Here is a 21484-nt window from a genome sequence, read left to right as displayed (position 1 = left end):
TTCCGGTCAGTGGGGGGGAAGGAGGGCGATGGATGGAGCAAGGCTCCACATCGCGACGGGCGCTAGTGTGTCTTACCGGACGTTAAGGTCTAGCCGATGCGCGCCCGCGCGATTCGGCGCAGGTTCATTACCTCGCTGCGGTCGGGCCTGCATCGGCTGTTGCATGCGGTCGCGTTGGCTGACCTGCATCACATTGCGCGTGCAGCACGCTGCTGTCTCAGCGTTGCGATCACCAGCGGTGAACCAGTTCCGCCGTTCCGGCGCACGACGTGCACGTGGTGGCAGGTATTTCGCGCATGCGATTGCGACAGCAGGCGAAACGCTGTTTTTCTCTCCCAACAAGAGCTTGCTTTGAGCGCGTGAGAGTCCCAGGCGTGATGCGCTGTCCGCATCGACACCGCAGCTGGCAGGCGGACGTGCCGCGCATGCCAGCTGCGCCGGCCGTCAGAAACTGTAAGCCAGCTGCGCGTAGATGCGGCGAGGCTCGCCGGGGAAATGCCCGGCACGCGTGTTGAAACCGCTCACCGCGTAGACCTTGTCGAACAGGTTCTTGACGTTGATCTGCAGTTTCCACGCGTCCCACTGCGTCTGCCAGCTGATGTCGTAGATGGCATACGGTTTGACGCGCTGCCCGTCCAGGCTGACGCGTTCGCCCACGTAATCGGCACCGAAGGCGATCGCCGAGCGCCACCCGGGTAGGTCGTAACGCGTCCACAGGCCGAACGTGTTGCGCGGTGCATTGGCGAAGCGGTCGCCAGAGGCATTGGTGATGCCGTTGGTACCCGCATCGAGCACGCGTGCATCGTTGTAGGCGTACGTCAGGTTGAGCACCCAGCGCTCGGTGAGATCGGCCAGCACGTCCACTTCCAGGCCTTCGCTGCGCACCAGACCAAGCGCGGAGAGCTGATTGACACCATCGACGATGCGGCCGTTCGCTTGCACGATGTTGCTGCGCTCGATGCGATACAGCGCCGTGTTGAGGGTGAGCCCGCCGTCGTTGAGCGCAGCCTTCAGGCCCACTTCCCATTGCGTGCTGCGTTCCGGTGCGAACGGGCCGCCCACGCTGCTGTCCTGATTGGCCGCATCCTGCGGCAGAAAGCCGCTGGCATAACTTGCGTACGCGTTGATGCCATCGCGCAGTACGACGGTGCTGCCGACGCGCCAACTGAGGTCGTTGCCGGTGACGCGCGAGCCGTCCAGCAGGTTGTCGTCCTTGAAGCCGTCCCAGCGCAGCCCGGCCATTGCATACCAGCGCGAGGTCAGCGTGAGTTCGTCCTGCAGATACGCGCCATAGCGTTGGCTGCGCGTGCTGGTGGCGCGCCAGGGCAGGGCGTCCAGACCGTAATCGTAAAAGCCGCTACGGCCGTACACCGGGTTGAACAGATCGATGCCCGGCACTGGCCCGCGCACGCGGCCGGTGTCGGCGGTGTTGGCCGTTTGCGCGCGGAAATCCGCATCCAGCCGATAGTCGTCCGCGCCCGTCAGCAGCTTGTGCTCGATGGCGCCGGTGCTGGTGCGGAACACCGCGTTGACGTTGCCGGAGATCGCATCGTTGTCGCGGTATTGATTGCGCAACTGCCGGGTCATCCACTCTGCGATGCCATCGCGATCGCGGTCGATCAAGCCCATCGGCTCGTGATAGATCTGATGTTCGTCGTTCTTGAACCAGCGCAGCGCCATGTCCACATCCCACGCGCTGGACGGCGCAAACCGGTATTGCGCAAATGCCACCTTGGCACGCATGTCCAGGAAGTCGGTGGGTTCGTTGTGGTTCCAACGGCGGTCGGTGAGGAAGTTGCCGGCGTTATCCACCGGCACGCCGCGCAGGCGGTTACCGCCCAGGTTCTGGGTGATGTCGGTGTACTGCAGGGTGAGCTCGCCGGTGTCGCCGATATCGAAGGCCACCGACGCATCGCCAATCTGGCTCTGGCTATCGGTATTCCAGCGAAATCCGTCTTCGCCATCGGCATAGGCGCCGATGCGGTAGCGGATGCGGTCATCCGCGCGTGCAGGGCCGGTGGCTTCGAACGAGGTTGCACCGAAGGATTGATTGCCGACCTGCAGTTCGATTCGCCGCTCCGCCTGATGGCCGGGTTTGCGCGTTACGTAGTTGATCACACCACCCGGTTCGCCGCCGCCATACAGCGCACCGGCCGGACCCTTGAGCACTTCCACGCGTTCGATGTTGAACAGCTGCGGCACCGAGAAGCCGGCATACGGGTCGCCGCGCAGGCCGTCGTACAGCACGTTTTCCTGGCGGAAACCGCGCAGGGTCACACCGGCATAGCTGAAAAAGCTGATGCCACTGATGCTGCGATACAGATCGGTGATCTGACGCGCGGCCTGGTCGTCGATCAATTCGCGCGGCAGCACCTGCACCGATTGCGGCACCAGCGCCAGCGGCGTATCGGTGCGAGTGGCAACGGCAGCGTCTTCGGATTTGTAGAGCGTCTGCGCACGACCCACGACGTCCACGCCATCCAGCTCGGTGACGGCGGGTGCGGTGGTGTGTTGAGCGAAGGCGGGCAGGGCGGGCAGTGCGAGCGCAGCGGCGAGCGCGGTGACAAGAAGCGTGGGGCGCATTGGTCACTAATGGGAATGGTTATCAAGTGCATCTTAGCATGATGTGTTTGTTGAATTGCAGAGGTCGCTGCGGTGCTGGGTCACGGCTTGGTAGCGGAGGTGCGATTTGTTCGGGGCAAATGCACGTACACGCGCAGAGGTGCACACGCGAGAGATGGAGGCGCAGAGGCCAGGAATGCAGAATGCATGGCGTGCCTTCTCCGCCGGGAGAAGGTGCCCGAAGGGCGGATGAAGGGACGTGCGCAGCCTCGTGCGCGGTGTGCCTGCGCATTTTTGAATGTCTAGGTGCGGAGCGGTACTGCGCACCACTCCAAGACTGCGCGATGGCCGTACCCTCACCCCAACCCCTCTCCCGAGAGGAGAGGGGCTTGTGGAGCGGAGATGCTTGAACGTCTTGGTCCTTCTTCCTTGCCGCTGCCCAGGCGCGTTGCCGCCCGCCTCTACTGCGGGTGCAATTGCAGCGTGTAGCGCGTGGCAGTGGGCAGAAACGGGGTTGGTCTTCCATGCACCCAGTCGTCGTGTCCTGCGCCCCAGAATGGCGACAGCGGGTGTCCGCTCTGGCCGCCCGGCATGTGCACGATGCCGTCCTGCTCGTGGCTGGGCGAGACCACCATGCGTTCGGAGGCGCCGAATGCAGGGCCTTGCACGCGCGGCATGTCGCGGTCGCCCGGTAGTTGATCGGGCGGCATGCATAGCCAGCGCTTGGCAAGGGCAGGCAGTGCACGCGCGATGGGGTGGCAGATGGCAGCGGTATTGCGCTGGCCCCAGGTGTGCTGGCCGCGCGCGTCGCTCTGTGCGTCTTCTGCGATCACGTCTGATTGCGCATTGCGCGCTGCATCGCGCAGTAGTTGATCCCAACTTGTGAACGTCGGCGGTAACAGGTTGGCCGGGCGTTGTTGCAGTAACGGCCAGACGATGCCCTCCAGCTGCGTGCGACGTGGCGGCAGAAAATTCCCGCCAAGCGCGGCGTTGGCAGGCGCCAGCAGGCCGGCTTCCACCGCATCGATGGTCTTGCTGCGGAATGCGCGCACGATGCGGTAGCTGGTCGACTGGGTGGATGCGTGCCCATCCCAATCGCGCGTGGCGCGTGCGATCTGTTGCAGCGCCGGGTCCTTGCTGTGGTCGACCACGCCGCGCAGCAACTGCCACCAGCGCGTCAGCAGCACGGCACGGTCGTCGAGCTGTATGGCGAGCAGATCGCGTTCGGTGAAGCGTTGCTTTGCGAACAGCCCGTCGCGAATCTGTTGCGCACGCGCTCCAAGGTCGTAACCGGCATTGCCAAGCGTGGCGAGTTGTTGCGCATCGACGATACGGCTGTTGGCAGTCCAGAGCCGGTGCGAAGGCGGGTCGATCAGCGCAGGCGCAGCATCGCTGCGTAGCGACCATGGCAGGCAAGCACCGGGTATCGAAGGCGTCGCAGCCGTATCTGCAGGGGTACGGGAGACGGCGTTCGACATAGGCGCAGAGGTCGCAAGTTCGGCAACGCCGCTCGGGCCGCACCCCGCATTCCGAGCTGGACGCGCACCGATCAGACGCCAGGCGATGCGCCCGCTGCGATCGGCCAGCAGCAGGTTCTGCGCCGGAATGCCGGAGCGGTCGGCCACCGTAAACGCCACCTGCAGATCGCCTGCTGTGCTCATCTGCGCGAAGTCCAGCCGAATCGCCCCCGGCAGCTGTGCAGCCCAGCGCAACGCCAGCACGCTGCCGTCAGCGTTGGTGTACATCACCGGCCCCCACGCCGCTTCGCGCACCTGCAAACGCACCGGCGCTGCACCGGCCACGCGGATGGTCTCCACATGCGTGGTCAGCGCTTGCGGGTGGCCTGGCGTGGGTGCAGGAATGCGTGCGAAATCCGCCGTGTCGATATAGCTGTTGGTAAACGCCCAGGCCACATGCCCGTTGCTGCCGACCACCACCGCCGGCAGGCCGGGCAGGGTGAATCCGGTGACATCCACCTTGCCATCGGGCGCGTTGCTGTCTGCATAGCGCAGGCGCGCGCGGAACCAGAGATTGGGCGCGCGCAGGCTCAGGTGCATGTCGTCGGCAACGATGGCGCGGCCGTCGGCGGTGAGGCTGCCATCCACCGCGAAGTTGTTGCTGCCCGGTGTGGGCGTTTCGGCGTGTGGCGCGGCAGGCGCATGCGGCAGACGCCGCAAGTCCAGCGTGGCCGCGTCCGGCAGGCTGGCGTCGCCCTGCGGCGGCCCGAACAACGGCGCGTCCCAGCTGGAACCCTGGTGGTCGAGCAGCGCCGCCAGCGCAGGCGGCACCACGGCACGAATGCGCGCGGCGGCCAGCTCGGTCTGATTGCTGCTGTCCTGCAGGTCCGCGTACATCGCAAGGCCGGTGAGGATGGAGTCGTCCAGGGTCCATGCGCGCGGGGTCTGGCGCAGCAGCAGGTAGGGCCAGGGCCGGACCCGGAGTGCGGCAAGCCCGGCGTTGACGCCATCGGTATACGCCTGCAATGCGGCGCGTTGGCTGCCGGCGGCGATGTCCAGGCTGGCATGCACGCGCGCACGCAGACGGTGCACGCGGTTGCGCTTGTCCAGATCTACGGCCTTGGCGCCAAACAGCTCGGACAACTCACCGGCGGGTGCGCGGCGCATCAGATCCATTTCGAAATAGCGCTCCTGCGCGTGCACGTAGCCAAGCGCACGCATCGCATCAAGCTGGTTCGCTGCATCGATGGTCACGACACCCAGCCGATCGCGCTGCACGCTGGCCGGCGCAGCCAGGCCGCGCAGGGCGCCGTCGCCATCCAGCTGCGGCAGGCTGCCGCGCATCAGCAGATAGAGCGCCAGGCTGGCCGTCACGACCAGCAGCACGATTCCCAGCAGCAGCCGGCCTAGCCATTTACGCATTGTCGGTTCCTTGAGCCCGGTTGAAGTGTGGCCGGCGGACATGACCGTGTTGGGTCTGGCCGCAAGCGCAACTGAAAGTGATTCCGATTAGATCATTGCCCGCCGGCTTAGGGCACCATGCGGGCATTGCGTCGCTGGAGCACACCATGAAAGGCCATCCCGAAGTCGTCGATTACCTCAAGCAGCTGCTGCGCGGCGAATTGGCGGCACGCGATCAATATTTCCTGCATTCTCGTCGCTACGAGGATCAGGGCTTGATGGCGCTGTACGAGCGCATCAACCACGAAATGGAAGAGGAGACCGAACACGCCGATGCCTTGCTGCGGCGCATCCTGTTCCTGGAAGGCGACCCGGACATGCGCCCGGTCGAGTTTGCGCCCGGCAAGACGGTGGTGGAGATGCTCGAGCGCGACCTGGTCGTCGAATACGAAGTGCGTGCCGCGCTCGCCGCCGGCATGAAGCTGTGCGAAGACCACGGCGACTACGTCAGCCGCGACATGCTGCTCAAGCAGTTGCAGGACACCGAAGAAGATCACGCCTGGTGGCTGGAGCAGCAGCTGGGCCTGATCAAGCGCATCGGCCTGGAGCTGTACCAGACTTCGAAGATCGACAAGGGCCATGTCGCCGGCTGATTCGGCGACCGACGTCTGCGCAGGCGTTTTGGCTCGCGTAGCGTGCGTGTGGGACCGGTATCCTTACGAGTGCCTTGCCGTCCCGTCTTCGCTCAGCGTGACCCGCTTGCGACTTGCTGTCTGGTCGATTGCGCTGTGCCGCAGGACTGCCGCGTGGCGCAATGCCGCGCGATCTGGTTGGCGTGCGGCGCGTAACGCGTGCGAAACCTGCACTCATCGGCATCGTGCGCCATGCGGCGATCGCCTACCGCGTTTAGTGCCGTTGCAAGTGATAGACAGCGGTTGCTAGTGCGGTGACACCCTGGGCGCGGAAGCGTGGTTCCTGATCGAGGATGTCGCGGTTTTCCAGCAGGTCGACCTGCCAGGCGGCATCGAAACAAGCATGCACTTCTGTTACGTCCACAGAGAACGGTGGACCGTCCCTTTCTGCTTGCGGATATTCCAGGGTGATCAGCAAGCCGCGGCAGTGTGCGGGCAAATGCGCGTAGACCGTTTGCAGATAGCGCCGGCGCAGGTCGGCCGGTAGCGCGACCAGGGCGGCACGGTCTTAGACGGCCATGCAATCGGCAAGCATGTTGGCGTCCAACGCGAACGCATCGCCACAGATGATCTCGATCGGGCCGGCGATGAAATGCTCACCGGCAGGGCTGTTGTGGCGCTGCGGTTGCAGTCCTGCCTCGTCGAAGAAGTGCGCCACCGCCAGCGGCGACACCTCCACACCGAGCACGCGATGGCCCTGCGCCGCCAGCCAATGCATGTCCAGCGTCTTGCCGCACAAGGGCACCAGCACGCGTGCCTGCTTCGACAACTGCAGCACGGGCCAGTGCTTTTGCAGCAGTGGCAACACCTCTGGCTGATGAAAGCCGGTGTGTCCGAGCTGCCAACGTTCCAACCAGAAGTGTGTGTCCATGCATCGCCTTGTCAGTGGCTGTCTTCACTGCGGTCATTCGAAGAGTGGGGCATGGCGCAGTCAGTTCCGGTCGCGCCGCTGCGCGCCATGTAGGTGAATCTCCCTTACTGCACTTCCAGCCCATCGACCTTCTGCCACCCTCTCGGCAACAACGACCCACGGCTCGCACGTGCACCCACATACGTGTCCAGATCCTTGAACGACAGGCTCATGGTGCGTGCGCCGCTGCGTACCAGCAGCGTGTTGCCCGGGGCCATCGCAACCACGGCGACCACCCGTTCGGTGCCGAGCTTGGCCTTGGGAATTTCGATGATCTTGTTGCCTTTGCCCTTGTCCAGTTCGGGCACGTCCGTGGCCGGCACCGCCAGCAGATTGCCGGCGCTGGTGACCGCGACAATCCGGTCGGTCTGCGGGTTGCTTACCTGCGCCGGCGTCAGCACGTGCGAGCCGGCGGTCAGGTTGAGCATCGCCTTGCCGGCCTTGTTGCGGCCGGTGAGGTTTTCGAAGCGGGTGACGAAACCGTAGCCGTGCGAGGACGCCAGCACGAAGCGGGTGGCGTTGTCGGCGCTGGCCATGACCTGGAACGCTGCGCCCGATGCCGGCGAGAACCTCCCGGTCAAGGGTTCGCCATTACCACGCGCCGAGGGCAGGGTGTGCACGGCGGTGGAATAGGCGCGCCCTTCCGAATCCAGGAACGCCACCTGGTGCGTGCTGCGGCTGCGCACCGCTGCCAGCAGGCTGTCGCCATCGCGATACGACATGCTGGCCGGATCCACCTCGTGGCCCTTGGCCGCGCGCACCCAGCCCTTTTCCGACAGCACCACGGTCATCGGTTCGCTGGCGACCATCTCGGTTTCGTCGATGGCCTGCGCGGCGCCACGCTGCACCAGCGGCGAGCGGCGTGCATCGCCGAATTTCTTGGCGTCGGCCGTCAGCTCGTCCTTGATCAGCTTCTTCAGCTTGGTCTTGCTCTCCAGGATCGCCATGATCTGCGCACGTTCCTTGGCGAGCGCTTCCTGCTCGCCGCGGATCTTCATTTCTTCCAGGCGCGCCAGTTGGCGCAGCTTGGTTTCCAAAATGTATTCGGCCTGTTCCTCGCTGAGCGCAAAGCGCGCGATCAGCACCGGCTTGGGTTCGTCCTCGCTGCGGACGATGCGGATCACTTCGTCGAGATTAAGGAAGGCGATCAACAAGCCTTCCAACAGGTGCAGGCGACGTTCGACCTTCTGCAGGCGATGGTTGAGGCGGCGGGTGACGGTGTCGCTGCGGAAGGTCAGCCATTCGCTCAGCAACTGGCGCAGGTTCTTGACCTGCGGACGGCCATCCAGGCCGATCACGTTGAGGTTGCAGCGGTAGCTGCGCTCAAGATCGGTGGTGACGAACAAGTGGCCCATCAGCTGTTCGGCATCGACGCGGTTGGAACGCGGCACCAGCACCACCCGCACCGGGCTGGTGTGGTCGGATTCGTCGCGGATGTCTTCCAGCCATGGCAGCTTCTTGGCGCGCATCTGCTGGGCGATCTGCTCGATCACCTTGGACGGCGACACCTGATACGGCAACGCGTCGATGACGATGTTGGCGTGTTCTTTCTTGTAGGTGGCACGCGCACGCACGCTGCCATGGCCGGTCTCGTAGATCGCGCGCAGGTCGGCCACCGGGGTGATGATTTCGGCGGTGGTCGGGTAGTCCGGACCGAGCACGTGCTCGCAGAGCTCGGCGACCGTGGCATCGGGATTGTCGAGCAGGCGCAGCAGCGCGCTGACGATCTCGTTGAGGTTGTGCGGCGGCACGTCGGTGGCCATGCCCACCGCAATGCCGGTGGTGCCGTTCAGCAACAGGTGCGGCAGGCGCGCCGGCAGCCAGGTGGGTTCTTCCAGGGTGCCGTCGAAGTTGGCCGCCCAGTCGGTGGTGCCCTGGCTGATCTCGCCCAGCAGTACCTCGGCGATCGGGGTCAGCTTGGATTCGGTGTAACGCATCGCCGCGAACGACTTGGGGTCGTCGGTGGAGCCGAAGTTGCCCTGGCCTTCGATCAGCGGGTAGCGGTACGAGAACGGCTGCGCCATCAGCACCAGCGCCTCGTAGCACGCGCTGTCGCCGTGCGGATGGTACTTACCGATGACATCGCCCACGGTGCGCGCGGACTTCTTCGGTTTGGCGGCCGCGTTCAGGCCCAGCTCGCTCATCGCGAAGATGATGCGCCGCTGCACCGGTTTCAGGCCGTCGCCCAGGAACGGCAGGGCGCGGTCGAGCACCACGTACATCGAATAGTCGAGATAGGCGCGTTCGGCGTACTCGCGCAGCGGCAGCTGTTCGAAGCCATGGAAGGTGGGGCGGGTCAGATCGGTCATGTAAAGCCAGGTCCTGCGTAAGAGGAGTCCGCACCGGGGCACGGACTCGAAGAGCGCCGATTATCCGGATGCGGCGGGGGATGCCAAGCTGCGCGCGTGGGGGCTGGCCAGATAACGGGCGGGCGGAGCGCCGAAATGGCGGTGGAACACGCTGACGAAGGCGCTGGGGCTGCTGTAGCCCAACTGGTCGGCCACCTGCGCCACCGCATTGCCCTGGCTCAGCCGCCGCAAGCCTTCCGTCAGCCGGGCCTGCTGTCGCCACTGCGCAAAACTCAGGCCGGTCTCGTCGCGGAAATGCCGGCTCAAGCTGCGCGACGACAGTCCGCCCCAGTCGGCCCACTGCTCCAGCGAACGCGGGTCGTCGGGAGTATCGAGCAGCTGCCGGGCGATCCGCAGCAGCCGGCGGTCGGCCGGCATCGGCAGGTGCAGGTGGTCGATCTGGACCTGGCGTAGTTCGTCCAGCAGCACCGCGGCCACGCGTTGCTGGGCGGTATCCAGCGGCTGCTCCAGCGGCCAGCTGGCAGCCCGCATGACGGCCTCGCGGGCCAGTCCGGTCAGCCGGATCACCCCGCCTTGCGCGGGCAGGGCGGCACAGGCATCCGGCCGCACCACCACGCCCCAGCCGCGCATCGGGCCGGCCAGCTCGACCGTGTGTTGCTGCCCGGGGGGCATCCAGCCGGCGCAGCCCGGCGGCAGCGACAAGGTGCCTTGTTCGGTATGCACGGTGAGCACACCGTGTTCCACATACATCAGCTGGCCGCGGACATGCGCGTGCCACGCGGTTTCCGGGGCCCAGACCGCGCGCAACTCTGCCAGGAACGCAATCAGCACCGGTCCATCGGCCTTTTCGAAGCTGGCACGCACGCCGGCAGGCAAGGCGTCGATCTGGGTTGGCGAGTTTTCGATACTCATTGGCCGAATTGTATTACCGAGCCAGTGGAGATGCCGCGTAAGGTGGCGATCCTTGCGGGCGGTTTAATCCCTGCTGGGATAATTGCTTTGACAAATATATTTTTCAGAACAAAATGCGCTGCATGAATGTTTCGTCTACCGCCGCGCCGTCGTTCGGCCTGCTGCTGCGTCAGGTGCGCGATGCGCTGATGCGCCAGCTCGATGCCGAAATGAAGGGCGAGCTGCCCGATTTCGGCTTCAGCCACTACGTGGGCCTGAAGATCCTGGCGGTGCGCTCGCCGTGCACCGCCAACGAATTGGCGCTGGCGCTGGACCAGACCCCGAGTGCGGTGACCCGACTGCTCGACAAGCTCGAAGCGCTGGGCGCGGTACGGCGCGAGCCGCACGCGCAGGACCGCCGCGCACTGCAGATCGTCATGACCGAGGAGGGCGTGGTGCTATGGGAGCGGCTGCGCTTGCGCGGCGAACGCGCCATCGAGCACGGCCTGCGCGATCTGTCTGCGCCCGAACGCGAACTTCTTACCTCACTTCTTCTCCGTGTCCGCGATGCACTCAACTCATGAACGCTGCTAGTTCCCCGACCCAGAGACTGCGCCCGCGCTCGATGCGCCTGGCGCGGCCGTTCGTCATCACTGCCTTTGCGCTGGCGTTGGCCGCATGTGCCAGCAGCCGTGGTCTGACTCCGCAAGGCGCCGTGCTGGACCCCGGCACACTGCACGCAGAGCGCACCCTGGCGCAGCAGACCACGCTGAGCCCGGCAGCATGGCCGGCCAGCGATTGGTGGCGCGCGCTGGGCGATGCGCAGCTGGACGCGCTGATCGCCGAAGGCCTGCAGTACAGCCCCAGCCTCGCTGCGGTCGATGCGCGCTTGCAACAGGCGCAGGCACGCATCGGCAGTGCGCAGGCCGAGCGCGGCCCCAGCTTCTCGGTGTCCGGTGGCTACGCCGGCCTGCAACTGCCCGAATCCATGGCCGGTGAAGAGCTCGGTGGCAAATACGGCAGCAGCGCGCAGGTAACGCTGGATTTTCGCTACGGCATCGATCTGTGGGGCGGCAAGCGCAGTGCGTGGGAAGCTGCGGTCGATCAGGCGCATGCGGCCGACGTGGATGCGCAGGCGGCGCGATTGAACCTGTCGTCGGCGATTACCGAAGGCTATGCGCAGCTGGCTTACGCGTGGAGCCTGCACGACCTGGCCAATGACGAATTGGCCCGCGCGCAGAAGATGCTGGAGTTGACCCGGCAACGCCGCAGCGCCGGCATCGACAACGAGTTGCAGGTGCGTCAGGCGCAAGCGCGCGTGCCTGCTGCGCAGCAGCAGGTGCAGTCCGCACAGCAGCAGATCGACGAAGCCCGCACCGCACTGGCGGCGTTGGTCGGGCAGGGCCCGGATCGCGGCCTGGACATCGCCCGTCCGGTAGTGGGCGCAGGTATCGCCACCCGGTTGCCGAGCATGCTGCCGGCGGATCTGCTGGGCCGTCGCCCCGACGTGGTGGCCGCGCGCTGGCGCGTGGAGGCGGCCGACAAGGACATCGCGGTCGCCAAGACCCGCTTCTATCCCAGCCTCAATCTCACTGCGCTGGGCGGTGTGATCAACCCGGATGTCGGCAAGTTGCTGGAAAGCGGTTCGGTGTTCGGTCTGGTCGCGCCGGCGCTGAGTCTGCCGATCTTCGACGGCGGCAAGCGGCGCGCCAATCTGGCCGGCAGCGATGCGCAGTACGACCTGGCCGTGGCCGACTACAACCAGAAAGTGATTGCTGCGCTGCGCGAAGTGGCCGACCAAGTCACTGCCGTGCGCTCGCTGGAACAACGTGCGCAGTCGCAGAACGATGCCGTGCAAACCGCCACGGCGGCCTTCGATCTGGCCCAGCAGCGCTACCGCGCCGGCATCGGCAGCTATCTGGAAGTGCTCAGCGTGCAGGAGCAGTTGCTCGTCGCACGCCAACGCATGGCCGGGCTGCAGTCGCAACAACTTCTGGCCTCGGTGAGGTTGCAGCGTGCGCTGGGCGGCGGATTCACGCCGGAACCCGCACGCGACACCGCACACGCCGCGGCCACTTCCGCACAACCGGATTCCTGAGACATCGACGATGAGCCAGACGACTTCAACTTCTCCTCAACCCGCACCGGCCGCGCCCAGCAAGCGCCGTGCTGCGCTGCGCATCGTAGCCATTGTAGTGATCCTGGCGATCATCGGCCTGGTGGCGTGGTACTTCCTGGTCGGCCGTTGGCACGAAGACACCGACGACGCGTATGTGCAGGGCAACCAGGTGCAGATCACCCCGATGGTGGGCGGCACCGTGATCAGCATCGGCGCCGAAGAGGGCATGCGCGTCGAGCGCGGCCAGTTGCTGGTACGGCTGGATCCGGCCGACACCGAGGTCGCCGTGCAGCAGGCCGAAGCCAACCTCGCCAAGACCGTGCGTCAAGTACGCGGCTTGTATCGCAGCGTGGAAGGCGCGCAGGCCGAAGTGTCCGCACGCGAAGTCGCGCTGCGCAGTGCGCGCTCGGACTTCGCACGGCGCAAGGACCTGGCCGCCACCGGCGCGATCTCCAACGAAGAACTGGCGCATGCCCGCGAGGAACTGGCCGCTGCCGAAGCGGCCGCGAGCGGCTCGCGCGAGGGCTTGGAACGCAGCCGTGCCTTGGTGGACGACAGTGCGGTGGCCAATCAGCCGGACGTGCAGACCGCTGCCGCACAGCTGCGTCAGGCGTATTTGAATCATGCGCGCACCGGCGTGGTGGCACCGGTGTCCGGCTATGTCGCACGGCGCTCGGCGCAGGTCGGCCAGCGCGTGCAGCCGGGCAGTGTGCTGATGGCGGTGGTGCCGCTGGAGCAGGTGTGGGTGGAAGCCAACTTCAAGGAAACCCAGCTCAAGCACATGCGGCTGGGCCAGGAGGTGGAACTGCATTCTGATTTGTACGGCGGCGGCGTGAGCTACACCGGTCGTATCGAGAGCCTGGGCCTGGGCACCGGCAGCGCGTTCTCGCTGCTGCCGGCGCAAAACGCCAGCGGCAACTGGATCAAGATCGTGCAGCGCGTGCCGGTGCGTATTGCCGTGGACAGCAAGCAGCTGGCCAGCAATCCGCTGCGGATCGGCCTGTCGATGAAGGTCGAGGTCAACCTGCACGACCAGCAGGGCAGCGTGCTGCCGACCAAGTTCGCCAACGGTGCGGTGTTCTCCACCGATGTGTATGCGCAGCAGCTCAAGGCAGCCGACGCCGACATCCAGCGCATCATCCAGGACAACCTGCCGCCGCAGGTTGCCAGCAAGGCGGGCTAAGCCACCATGTCTTCGCAAGCTCCCACCGCGCCCGGCGGTCCGGCGGCACCGGCGCCCGCTGCCGGTTTTCGTCCGGCCAGCGTGGCGTTGTGCACCGTGGGCCTGGCCATGGCCTCGTTCATGCAGGTGCTGGACACCACCATCGCCAATGTCTCGCTGCCCACCATCGCCGGCAATCTCGGCGCCAGTTCGCAGCAGGCCACCTGGGTCATCACGTCCTTCGCCGTCAGCACTGCGATCGCGTTGCCGTTGACCGGCTGGTTGAGTCGACGCTTCGGCGAAACCACATTGTTCGTGTGGTCCACGCTGGCATTCACCATTGCCTCGCTGCTGTGCGGTCTGGCGCAGAGCATGGGCATGCTGGTGGTGGCGCGTGCGCTGCAGGGTTTCGTGGCCGGGCCGATGTACCCCATTACCCAGAGTCTGCTGGTGTCGATCTATCCGCGCGAGAAACGCGGACAGGCGCTGGCGTTGCTGGCGATGATTACCGTGGTGGCGCCCATCGCCGGGCCGATTCTCGGCGGTTGGATCACCGACAACTACAGCTGGGAATGGATCTTCCTGATCAATGTGCCGCTGGGCATTATCGCCAGCAGTATCGTGGGCTCGCAGTTGCGGCATCGCCCCGAACGGCTCGAAAAACCGCGCATGGATTACATCGGCCTGATCCTGCTGGTGGTCGGCGTGGGCGCGCTGCAGCTGGTGTTGGACCTGGGAAACGACGAAGACTGGTTCTCCTCGGACAAGATCGTGGTGCTTGCCTGCATCGCTGCGGTGGCGCTGGTGGTCTTCGTCATCTGGGAGCTCACGGACAAAGATCCCATCGTCGATCTCAAGCTGTTCCGGCATCGCAATTTCCGCGCCGGCACGCTGGCCATGGTGGTGGCGTATGCCGCGTTCTTCAGCGTGAGCCTGCTGATCCCGCAATGGCTGCAGCGTGACATGGGCTACACCGCAATCTGGGCCGGCCTTGCAACCGCACCGATCGGCATTTTGCCCGTGTTGATGACGCCGTTCGTGGGCAAATATGCGCTGCGCTTCGACCTGCGCATGCTGGCCACCATCGCCTTTATCTTCATGTCGTTCACCAGCTTCTTCCGCTCCAACTTCAACCTGCAGGTGGACTTCAGCCATGTGGCTATCATCCAGCTGGTGATGGGTGTGGGCGTGGCGTTGTTCTTCATGCCGGTGCTGCAGATCCTGCTGTCGGACCTGGATGGCCGCGAAATCGCTGCAGGTTCCGGCCTCGCGACGTTCCTGCGGACGTTGGGCGGTAGTTTCGCTGCCTCGTTGACAACGTATCTGTGGGCGCGCCGCACTCAGGTGCACCACGCGCATATCACCGAGCACATTTCGGTCTATACGCCGGGCATGCAGGAACAAGTGGCTGCGATGGGGCAGGGCAACCTGCAACGTGGCGCGGCATCGCTCAACAACATGATCAATCACCAGGCGTCGCAGATGGGCTTCAACGACATCTTCTATCTGCTCGGTTGGACGTTCCTGGTGATCATTTTCTTCCTGTGGCTGGCCAAGCCGCCGTTCGGTGCGGGCGCCGGTGGTGCGGCGGCGGCCGGGGGGCACTGAGCCAGGCGGTTAGGGGCTGCTAGACTCGCGCCGTCAACGCAGGAGCGCGGCGATGGTCAAGTGGTCGGTAGAGATGGCGTGCGGGCGAAGGAGCGTGTTCGAAGGCAGGTTGCCATCGGTGCGTAGAGGGCACTCCCATCAACTGCGGCGACGCTCCGCACGCCTGCTGTGCGTGCTCGTGGCTGCGACGATACTTGTCACGCAGGTCTGCTGTTTTCAAGCGATCGCCGCGCATGCGTCGCTTGACGAGGTGTTGACCCAACAACTTCAGGTCAACCGTCAGCGCTGGTGAGGGTACGGATCGTGTTTGACCGCACGTTGGATGGCGACAGTTACAGCATCGTCTATCTGAGCAATGGCAGTGCGCGTAATGTGTGGAGCAGGGTGCTGGTGGACAGCTTTCTTGCCACGATTTCGCCGCAGCGGTTTCCTGGCACATCGCTCTCTGAAACGTTGATCGCTTTTGCATTGCGCGCGCCCGACGAGAAGGACGCCAGCAGTCTTGCGGAGGCCCTGCGAACGGATTCCGGTTTCTCGGGGGATGCGCTCGAGCGCGCGATCAACGCAGCCGGCTATCCCATCTTGTCCAACCTGGGCGCCGACGCTGCGATTCACGTATTTACGCTCAATGCGCAGATGTTTCCTGCGTCACGCAATGCATTGGACAGCCTCGCGGAGGCTTATGACGCGGCGGGAGACGCTGCGCGTGCCAACAGCACCAGGCAAACGGTGCAGAGCATTCCCAACGGTTCGAACTGAGACGCTGGCGATGCGTGACAGCAGTGCCGGCGTGCTATCGCTACTGGCTGCCGCTTGCGCCGCGTGGGACGACTGAGGAACGCTATCGTTTGCAGTAGTTCGTCCGGTCAGCGTTTGTCGGTCGTGCGTACCGCTGTCGTTTGGGTATCGCTAGCGCTCTCCGGCCTAACGTCAAGCAACTGCAGCGGCTGTCCCTGGTAGCGCACATCCAGCGCGTCCTGCAGGCGACGCAGGGTCTGCACATGTCTGCACAACGCGGCGGCGCTGGTTTCGATGGTCCTTGCGCGCGTGTCCAATCTGGCATCCAGTTGGCCATCCATCGCTTGCGCACGGGCGTCGATCCCGTCCGCGCGGCCAGTGGCGATCTGCCACATCATGTGGCGCGCGATACTGCCCTTGAAAGTATCGGCTTCTTGTTCGACTTAATGCGCGAAGTTGCCGTCGAAGGCCTGTTGCTCCCAGCGCCCCTTGCCGAGCGCCCTTGCCCAGCGTGCCATTGCCATAATCGCTGGCGCGCGTGCGCAGGCGTTCGATCTTGCGGGCAGTAAGCCAGCTGCCGGTCAAGCCCTCGACCACGCCGCCGAGTGCGTCGTAGCTTGGATCAACCACCTCGTGTGCCACCCCGGCGACCTGTGGCATCAGAGCACGCGGGTTTCCTCCTCCATCTTCCGCGTGTCGCGCTGGACGCTGTTCGATCGCGATAAGGGCCTGCACTGCATGCGAAGCGGGCGCAGCACTCAATTGTCGAACGCGCGGCTCGGAGATCATTGCGCTCACGCGCGGATTAGCGCGGTGCTCGCCGGCTTTCGGTGTCTTCGTCAAACCTTGCTGACGTGCGTGCTGGATTGTCTGCCAGACAGTGCCTGCGGCGGAGAGCTCTCCCTCAAGCAACCGCCCAAATGCAAAAAAACCCGCCGAAGCGAGGTTTTTTACGATCTACCGTGAGTCGTGGTGCCCAGGAGAGGACTCGAACCTCCACGAAGTTGCCCCCGCTAGCACCTGAAGCTAGTGCGTCTACCAATTCCGCCACCTGGGCGACTCAGGATGCGAATTGTGCAAGCTGCGCGCGAGACTGTCAACGCATCCGGCATATTTTTTCGCTGCCACGTGCGCGGCATGGCAATCGAGCTAGCCCGATAGTCGCGCACGTCCGCATCGGCCGTGCGCTTAGGGCAACTGTGCCGCCTGTAGCGTCACCTCCGCGCTCTGTACCGGTTCGTTCGCCGAGCGCGCCAACTGCACGCGATAGGTGCCGGCGGCAATCGTCCAGCGACGTGCTTTGGGGTCGAAGTCGGCGAGCGTCTTGGGCTCGGCCACGACCTGCACGCTGCGTTTTTCGCCGGGCTTGAGGGTGAGCTTCTGCCAACCGATCAGGCGCAGCGGGGTGGCGTGACCATCGGGCAAGGTGACGTAGAGCTGCGGCACGGCGGCGCCTTCGCGCGGGCCGGTGTTTTCCACCTCGAAGCTGGCGGTGAGCTGGCTGCCGTTCGCCTGCACGCGCAGCCCGCCCATGCGGAACTGCGTGTACGACAGGCCATGGCCGAACGGGTAGCGTGGTGTCAGCTTGCGCGCGGCGAACCACTTGTAGCCGACGTTGGCGCCTTCGATGGCGTAGTCGATGGTGTCTTCGCCCTGATTGGCCGGCTTGAAGCCCAGTCCTGGAATCGACGGGCGCGGCAGCTGCGATTCGTCCACCGGCCAGGTCACCGGCAGGTGGCCGGAAGGATTCACTGCGCCGGTCAGCAGGTTGGCAATCGCCTCGCCGCCACCGATGCCGGGGTACCACGCCTGCAGCACCGCCGGCACGCGTTCGGCCCACGGCATGCGCACCGGTCCGTTGGTTTCCAGCACGACGGTGGTCTTGGGATTGGCCTTGGCCACCGCCTCGATCAACGCATCCTGGTTGTCGGGCAAGCGCATGTCCGGCAGGTCCACCGATTCGGCCGCCCACTGGGTGGCGAATACGATCGCCACATCGGCAGCCTTGGCGGCGCGTACGGCAGCGGCACGGTCCTTGCCGTCCACGTAATCGATCTGCACGTTCGGCAAGGCAGCACGCAGTGCCTGCAGCGGCGAGGACGGATGGATGATCACCGGGCCGGGCCAGGTGGTCGGGGTGATGCCGGGCACCGCGTTGCCGCCGTTGATGGTGTAGTCCACGCGCGAGGAGCCGCCACCGGACATCACGCCCTTGTCGGCGTAGCCGCCGATCACGGCGATGCGTCGCACGTCCTTGGACAACGGCAGCGTGGCCTGCGCGTTACGCAGCAATACGCTGCCTTCTTCGGCCACGCGCTGCGCAGCCAGGAGCCCGGCCTTGCCATCGATGGGCTGACGCTGGGTCGGATCATCGAACGCGCCATGCGCGAACAGACTGCGTAGTACGCGCTTGACCATGTCATCGAAGCGCGCACGCGGCACTACACCGGCAGAGACCGCCATCCGCAGTGGCGCATCGAAGAACACCGCCGCGTCGAATACTTCGCCGGCCGATTGTTGATCCAGCCCGGCCAAGGCCGCCTTGGAGCCGCTATGCACGCCGCCCCAATCGGACATCACGTAGCCGGGATATTTCCATTCCTGCTTGAGCACCTTGTTGAGCAGGTAATCGTGTTCGCAACCATAAATGCCGTTGATCTTGTTGTACGAACACATCACCGAGGCCGGTTCGCCGATCTTCAATGCGATCTCGAAGGCCAGCAGGTCCGATTCGTGCATCGCCTGCTCGCCGATCTCGGCGCTGTGGAAGTTGCGCCGCGTCTCCATGTCGTTGAGCGCGAAGTGCTTCATCGTCGACAGCACATGTTCGCTTTGCACGCCGCGAATCGATTCGCCGACCATGCTGCCGGCCAGCAACGGATCTTCACCGGCGTATTCGAAATTGCGCCCGCTACGCGGGTCGCGCTGCAGATTGACGCTGCCGGCGAGCAGCACGTTGAAGCCCTGTTGCCAGGATTCGCGGCCCATGGTCTTGCCTCCGGCATACGCCAATTGCCGGTTCCAAGTCGATGCGGTGGACGGGCCAGACGGCATCGCAGTGGCGTAGTCGCCCTTGCGGATGCCACCGGGGTTGGTCACGCCCACGCCGGCATCGGCCAGCTGCTGGGCGGGGATGCCCAGCCGCGGAATACCGGGGACGTAGCCAGCCGAGCCCAGCGCGCCTTCGGGCTTGGGAACCTTGTCGGTACCCAAGCCGAAATAGCTGCGCAGCATCTGGAATTTTTCGTCGTCGGTCATCTGCGCGAGCAAGCGGTCGGCGCGTTGATCCGCAGTCAATGCGGTGTCCATCCATGGCTGCGAAGACGGCGCGCCTTGCGCGAGTGCCACTGGTGCAAACAGGGCAATGCCGAGCCCCATCACGACCGCCAGCACCAGGGGGCGAGGGCGGTTTCGGCGGGTTGTAAGCGGTTTCATATCGAGTTGCGGCACGGGGTGTCCTTGTAGTGCTGGGTCATCACAAATGGGAGGGGCACCGAAGTGCCCGACTCGGCCAGGCGCGGCGACGCCGCGCGGCCGCGTGCCGGAATCGGCAGGCGGTTAGACGTCGGTCTGCGCGGTGCGGAGCACCGGGTAGAGCTGATAGCGCTCATCCCACGATGCATGGCGTTTAGCGAAAAATTCCAGCCGTGCCTGCGGGTTCTTGGCGAAATCCGGGTCGCTGGCGATGCGCTGTTCGAATTGCGCTTTCAACGCGGGATCGTGCGCAAGCATGTCGCGCGCCACCTCTTCGGCGACGTAGGCTTCCATGTATTCCTTGCGCTCGAACGCGGTATTGAAAAAGCCCCACTGCAGCAGCGAATCCGGTGCCTGCGGTTCGAGCATCGCCATCACCAGGCGTGCCTTGGGTTGGGCGATCGGCACGAAGAGCGAGCCTGCCGGCACGCTGCGGCGCTCTTCGCGCCATTGCCCGCTGAGTTCGACGGTCTGGTGGCTTTCGTTGGAGCGTGCTGCGAACGTGACAGTGTCGGCACGGAAGGTCTGCACCGGGCGCTCTGCTGCACTACCGATGGTCCGAAAGTCGATGCCATGCAGGCGCAGTTTTTCGCCCACCAAGGCAGCTTGTGCAGCAGGGACCAGATAGCCGCCGCGTGGCGCTTCCACCACCACATCGGGCTTGATCTGGTCGCGCAGCGGCACCTTCCAGACTTGCGGTTTGCTTTCGTCGTAGTGCGTCATCAGCGCGCCGGAAATCGGCGACGGTGTGCGCGTATGCGCGTAGCCACGAAACGCGACCGTGCGCGCCTGCGGGACGGCGACAAAGCTCAGCGGCTCGGCGGTGCCGGCCAGATGCGTGGCGCGTTGATCGGCAGCCGCTGCATCGGCGCGCCACTGCACGCCATTGTGTGCGGCCTGCTGCAGCAGCGAGACGATGGCGTTGCGGGTGACCCGCACACGCGTGGGGTACTCCTTCCACGAGTGCGTTTCCACCAACATGCCGAAGCGATTGCGCAGCAGGAAATAGCCGTGCGAGAAGCGCGGTGGCGACACGTCGTCGGCAAAGCCGGAACTGGGGTCGTCTTCGTGTACGAAGGATGGGTAGTAAGGCAGCGGCAGCGAGCCCTGTTTTTTCAGGTCGGCAAGCACCGCGTCGCGCCAGCGCGTGCCATCGCGCTGCAAGGTCGCATCGCCGGCATGCACCGGCTCCACCTGCACCGACACGTCGTGTTCGAACTTGGCGCCATCGGTGACGTGCAGGTCCACATACATCAGCGGGTCCCACTGCTGCACCAACTGCAGCATCGCCTGCATTTCCGGCGCATCGGCCTTGACGTAATCGCGGTTGAGATTGAGGTTCTGCGCGGTGGTGCGCCAGCCCATCTGTTCGGGCCCGCGCTGGTTGGGGCGGTTCCAGGCGCCGAAGCGCTCGTGCCCGTCGACGTTGAACACCGGCACGAACACCCACACCAAGTTGTCGAGCACGCCTCTGCCGGCCTTGCCGTCGAGCAGCTCGCGCAATGCCAGAAAGCCCGCGTCCTTGCCATCGATTTCGCCGGCATGGATGCCGCCCTGAATCAGTACCACCGGCAGCTTGCGCTGCGCGGCGCTGTCGGCATCCAGCGCGCCGCTGGTGGAGGCGATCAAGGCCTTCATCGGCCGGCCCTCCGGTGTGGTGCCGAACTGGATGCAACGCGCCGCGTGCGGGTAGCGCTGCGCAAAGGCATCGCACAGCGCAATGACTTCGTCGTAGCGCCCGGTCTGCACGAAACCGCTGCGCTCTGCCTGGGTGGTCAGCGGTTCGGCGGCCAGCGCGGCGGGGGCGCAACTCGACAACAACAGGCTCAGGGCAAGGCGGGTGAAGCGGGGCATCCAGCGGTCCAGTGTTCCAGGAAAACGTTTGCAATGTAGCCGAGCAAGCGGACAAGGCCAATCTGCACTGCGTCATGTCTGACTGCGCCCGGCGCTGCGCGCAGGTTTCAAGCGGACGCGGCAAGGCGCCGATGACCGCGATGCGAGCGGCATCGGCGCGTGCGTCGACAGCACGGACTTCGGACGCTGTTTGACACCATCACTGTTGCGGAGAACCGCATGACGTGACCCGAGTGAGCGAAGGTCGCCAGCTGCGTCCGCTCGACGCCGCGCGTCGCAGACCCGGCGGCAATGGCGGCATCCGGGT

15 protein-coding genes, 1 tRNA gene and 1 pseudogene are annotated in these 21484 nt (G+C 65.1%); 8 read left to right on the top strand and 9 right to left on the bottom strand.

The genetic code is table 11. The features are described 5' to 3' along the window. Window positions 1-444 precede the first annotated feature (444 nt). Window positions 445-2583, bottom strand: coding sequence for a TonB-dependent siderophore receptor (locus tag XBLMG947_RS12720; protein ID WP_065469043.1), 2139 nt, complete (start codon window positions 2581-2583; stop codon window positions 445-447). 440 nt (window positions 2584-3023) lie between these two features. Further along, window positions 3024-5441: a penicillin acylase family protein gene (locus tag XBLMG947_RS12715; protein WP_065469042.1), complete on the bottom strand. Its 2418-nt coding sequence runs from the start codon at window positions 5439-5441 to the stop codon at window positions 3024-3026. Between the two features lie 146 nt (window positions 5442-5587). Between XBLMG947_RS12715 and bfr the strand changes: the two genes are divergently transcribed. Then, a complete protein-coding gene (bfr, locus tag XBLMG947_RS12710) occupies window positions 5588-6073 on the top strand; it encodes a bacterioferritin (RefSeq protein WP_065469081.1) in 486 nt (161 codons plus the stop codon). Between the two features lie 253 nt (window positions 6074-6326). On the opposite strand, the pseudogene XBLMG947_RS12705 reads toward bfr, so the two are convergent. The 3 genes and pseudogenes from XBLMG947_RS12705 to XBLMG947_RS12695 all read right to left on the bottom strand — a co-directional run bounded on the left by XBLMG947_RS12705 (window position 6327) and on the right by XBLMG947_RS12695 (window position 10243). Then, window positions 6327-6983: pseudogene (locus tag XBLMG947_RS12705) on the bottom strand (thiopurine S-methyltransferase). A 104-nt stretch (window positions 6984-7087) separates the two neighbouring features. Continuing rightward, a complete protein-coding gene (gene parC, locus XBLMG947_RS12700) occupies window positions 7088-9331 on the bottom strand; it encodes a DNA topoisomerase IV subunit A (RefSeq protein WP_065469041.1) in 2244 nt (747 codons plus the stop codon). 60 nt (window positions 9332-9391) lie between these two features. After that, window positions 9392-10243, bottom strand: a complete 852-nt coding sequence (locus tag XBLMG947_RS12695; protein ID WP_065469040.1) for an AraC family transcriptional regulator — start codon at window positions 10241-10243, stop codon at window positions 9392-9394. 122 nt (window positions 10244-10365) lie between these two features. Here XBLMG947_RS12695 and XBLMG947_RS12690 point away from each other — a divergent pair, with 122 nt between their 5' ends. The 6 genes from XBLMG947_RS12690 to XBLMG947_RS12670 are packed head-to-tail and all read left to right on the top strand — an operon-like array spanning window position 10366 to window position 15870. Next, window positions 10366-10806, top strand: a complete 441-nt coding sequence (locus tag XBLMG947_RS12690) for a MarR family winged helix-turn-helix transcriptional regulator (protein ID WP_065469039.1) — start codon at window positions 10366-10368, stop codon at window positions 10804-10806. After that, window positions 10803-12320, top strand: coding sequence for an AdeC/AdeK/OprM family multidrug efflux complex outer membrane factor (locus XBLMG947_RS12685; protein ID WP_065469038.1), 1518 nt, complete (start codon window positions 10803-10805; stop codon window positions 12318-12320). The genes XBLMG947_RS12690 and XBLMG947_RS12685 overlap by 4 nt, the downstream gene beginning before the upstream one ends. Before the next feature lie 10 nt (window positions 12321-12330). Next, window positions 12331-13524, top strand: a complete 1194-nt coding sequence (locus tag XBLMG947_RS12680; protein WP_065469037.1) for an HlyD/EmrA/EmrK family protein — start codon at window positions 12331-12333, stop codon at window positions 13522-13524. Window positions 13525-13530: 6 nt separating this feature from the next. Further along, window positions 13531-15111, top strand: coding sequence for a DHA2 family efflux MFS transporter permease subunit (locus XBLMG947_RS12675; RefSeq protein ID WP_065469036.1), 1581 nt, complete (start codon window positions 13531-13533; stop codon window positions 15109-15111). 52 nt (window positions 15112-15163) lie between these two features. Further along, window positions 15164-15403: a hypothetical protein gene (locus XBLMG947_RS22670; RefSeq protein WP_139074398.1), complete on the top strand. Its 240-nt coding sequence runs from the start codon at window positions 15164-15166 to the stop codon at window positions 15401-15403. Window positions 15404-15429: 26 nt separating this feature from the next. Next, entirely contained in the window at window positions 15430-15870 is a 441-nt protein-coding gene (locus XBLMG947_RS12670; protein WP_139074397.1) for a hypothetical protein, read from the top strand. 107 nt (window positions 15871-15977) lie between these two features. Here XBLMG947_RS12670 and XBLMG947_RS23665 read toward each other — a convergent pair whose 3' ends face one another. Further along, a complete protein-coding gene (locus XBLMG947_RS23665) occupies window positions 15978-16247 on the bottom strand; it encodes a DUF2884 family protein (RefSeq protein WP_065469034.1) in 270 nt (89 codons plus the stop codon). Window positions 16248-16338: 91 nt separating this feature from the next. On the opposite strand from XBLMG947_RS23665, the gene XBLMG947_RS23660 reads away from it, so the two are divergent. After that, window positions 16339-16815, top strand: a complete 477-nt coding sequence (locus XBLMG947_RS23660) for a hypothetical protein (RefSeq protein WP_065469033.1) — start codon at window positions 16339-16341, stop codon at window positions 16813-16815. A 4-nt stretch (window positions 16816-16819) separates the two neighbouring features. On the opposite strand, the gene XBLMG947_RS12655 is transcribed toward XBLMG947_RS23660, so the two are convergent. The 3 genes from XBLMG947_RS12655 to XBLMG947_RS12645 all read right to left on the bottom strand — a co-directional run bounded on the left by XBLMG947_RS12655 (window position 16820) and on the right by XBLMG947_RS12645 (window position 21177). Continuing rightward, a tRNA-Leu gene (locus tag XBLMG947_RS12655) sits at window positions 16820-16906 on the bottom strand. Between the two features lie 131 nt (window positions 16907-17037). Further along, on the bottom strand, window positions 17038-19227 hold the full coding sequence (locus XBLMG947_RS12650) for a beta-glucosidase family protein (RefSeq protein ID WP_065469032.1): 2190 nt from the start codon (window positions 19225-19227) through the stop codon (window positions 17038-17040). Window positions 19228-19407: 180 nt separating this feature from the next. Continuing rightward, window positions 19408-21177: a M14 family metallopeptidase gene (locus XBLMG947_RS12645; protein WP_065469031.1), complete on the bottom strand. Its 1770-nt coding sequence runs from the start codon at window positions 21175-21177 to the stop codon at window positions 19408-19410. Window positions 21178-21484 lie beyond the last annotated feature (307 nt).

Source organism: Xanthomonas bromi (assembly GCF_900092025.1).
GTDB lineage: Bacteria > Pseudomonadota > Gammaproteobacteria > Xanthomonadales > Xanthomonadaceae > Xanthomonas > Xanthomonas bromi.
Note: the sequence above shows the minus strand (reverse complement) of the source record. Positions and strands in the feature narration are given on the sequence as shown.

Bases quoted from the DNA above. Each gene is read 5' to 3' on its own strand.
- XBLMG947_RS12720 (WP_065469043.1), bottom strand. From the start codon at position 2,583: ATGCGCCCCACGCTTCTTGTCACCGCGCTCGCCGCTGCGCTCGCACTG.
- XBLMG947_RS12715 (WP_065469042.1), bottom strand. From the start codon at position 5,441: ATGCGTAAATGGCTAGGCCGGCTGCTGCTGGGAATCGTGCTGCTGGTC.
- bfr (WP_065469081.1), top strand. From the start codon at position 5,588: ATGAAAGGCCATCCCGAAGTCGTCGATTACCTCAAGCAGCTGCTGCGC.
- parC (WP_065469041.1), bottom strand. From the start codon at position 9,331: ATGACCGATCTGACCCGCCCCACCTTCCATGGCTTCGAACAGCTGCCG.
- XBLMG947_RS12695 (WP_065469040.1), bottom strand. From the start codon at position 10,243: ATGAGTATCGAAAACTCGCCAACCCAGATCGACGCCTTGCCTGCCGGC.
- XBLMG947_RS12690 (WP_065469039.1), top strand. From the start codon at position 10,366: ATGAATGTTTCGTCTACCGCCGCGCCGTCGTTCGGCCTGCTGCTGCGT.
- XBLMG947_RS12685 (WP_065469038.1), top strand. From the start codon at position 10,803: ATGAACGCTGCTAGTTCCCCGACCCAGAGACTGCGCCCGCGCTCGATG.
- XBLMG947_RS12680 (WP_065469037.1), top strand. From the start codon at position 12,331: ATGAGCCAGACGACTTCAACTTCTCCTCAACCCGCACCGGCCGCGCCC.
- XBLMG947_RS12675 (WP_065469036.1), top strand. From the start codon at position 13,531: ATGTCTTCGCAAGCTCCCACCGCGCCCGGCGGTCCGGCGGCACCGGCG.
- XBLMG947_RS22670 (WP_139074398.1), top strand. From the start codon at position 15,164: ATGGTCAAGTGGTCGGTAGAGATGGCGTGCGGGCGAAGGAGCGTGTTC.
- XBLMG947_RS23665 (WP_065469034.1), bottom strand. From the start codon at position 16,247: ATGATGTGGCAGATCGCCACTGGCCGCGCGGACGGGATCGACGCCCGT.
- XBLMG947_RS12650 (WP_065469032.1), bottom strand. From the start codon at position 19,227: ATGGGGCTCGGCATTGCCCTGTTTGCACCAGTGGCACTCGCGCAAGGC.
- XBLMG947_RS12645 (WP_065469031.1), bottom strand. From the start codon at position 21,177: ATGCCCCGCTTCACCCGCCTTGCCCTGAGCCTGTTGTTGTCGAGTTGC.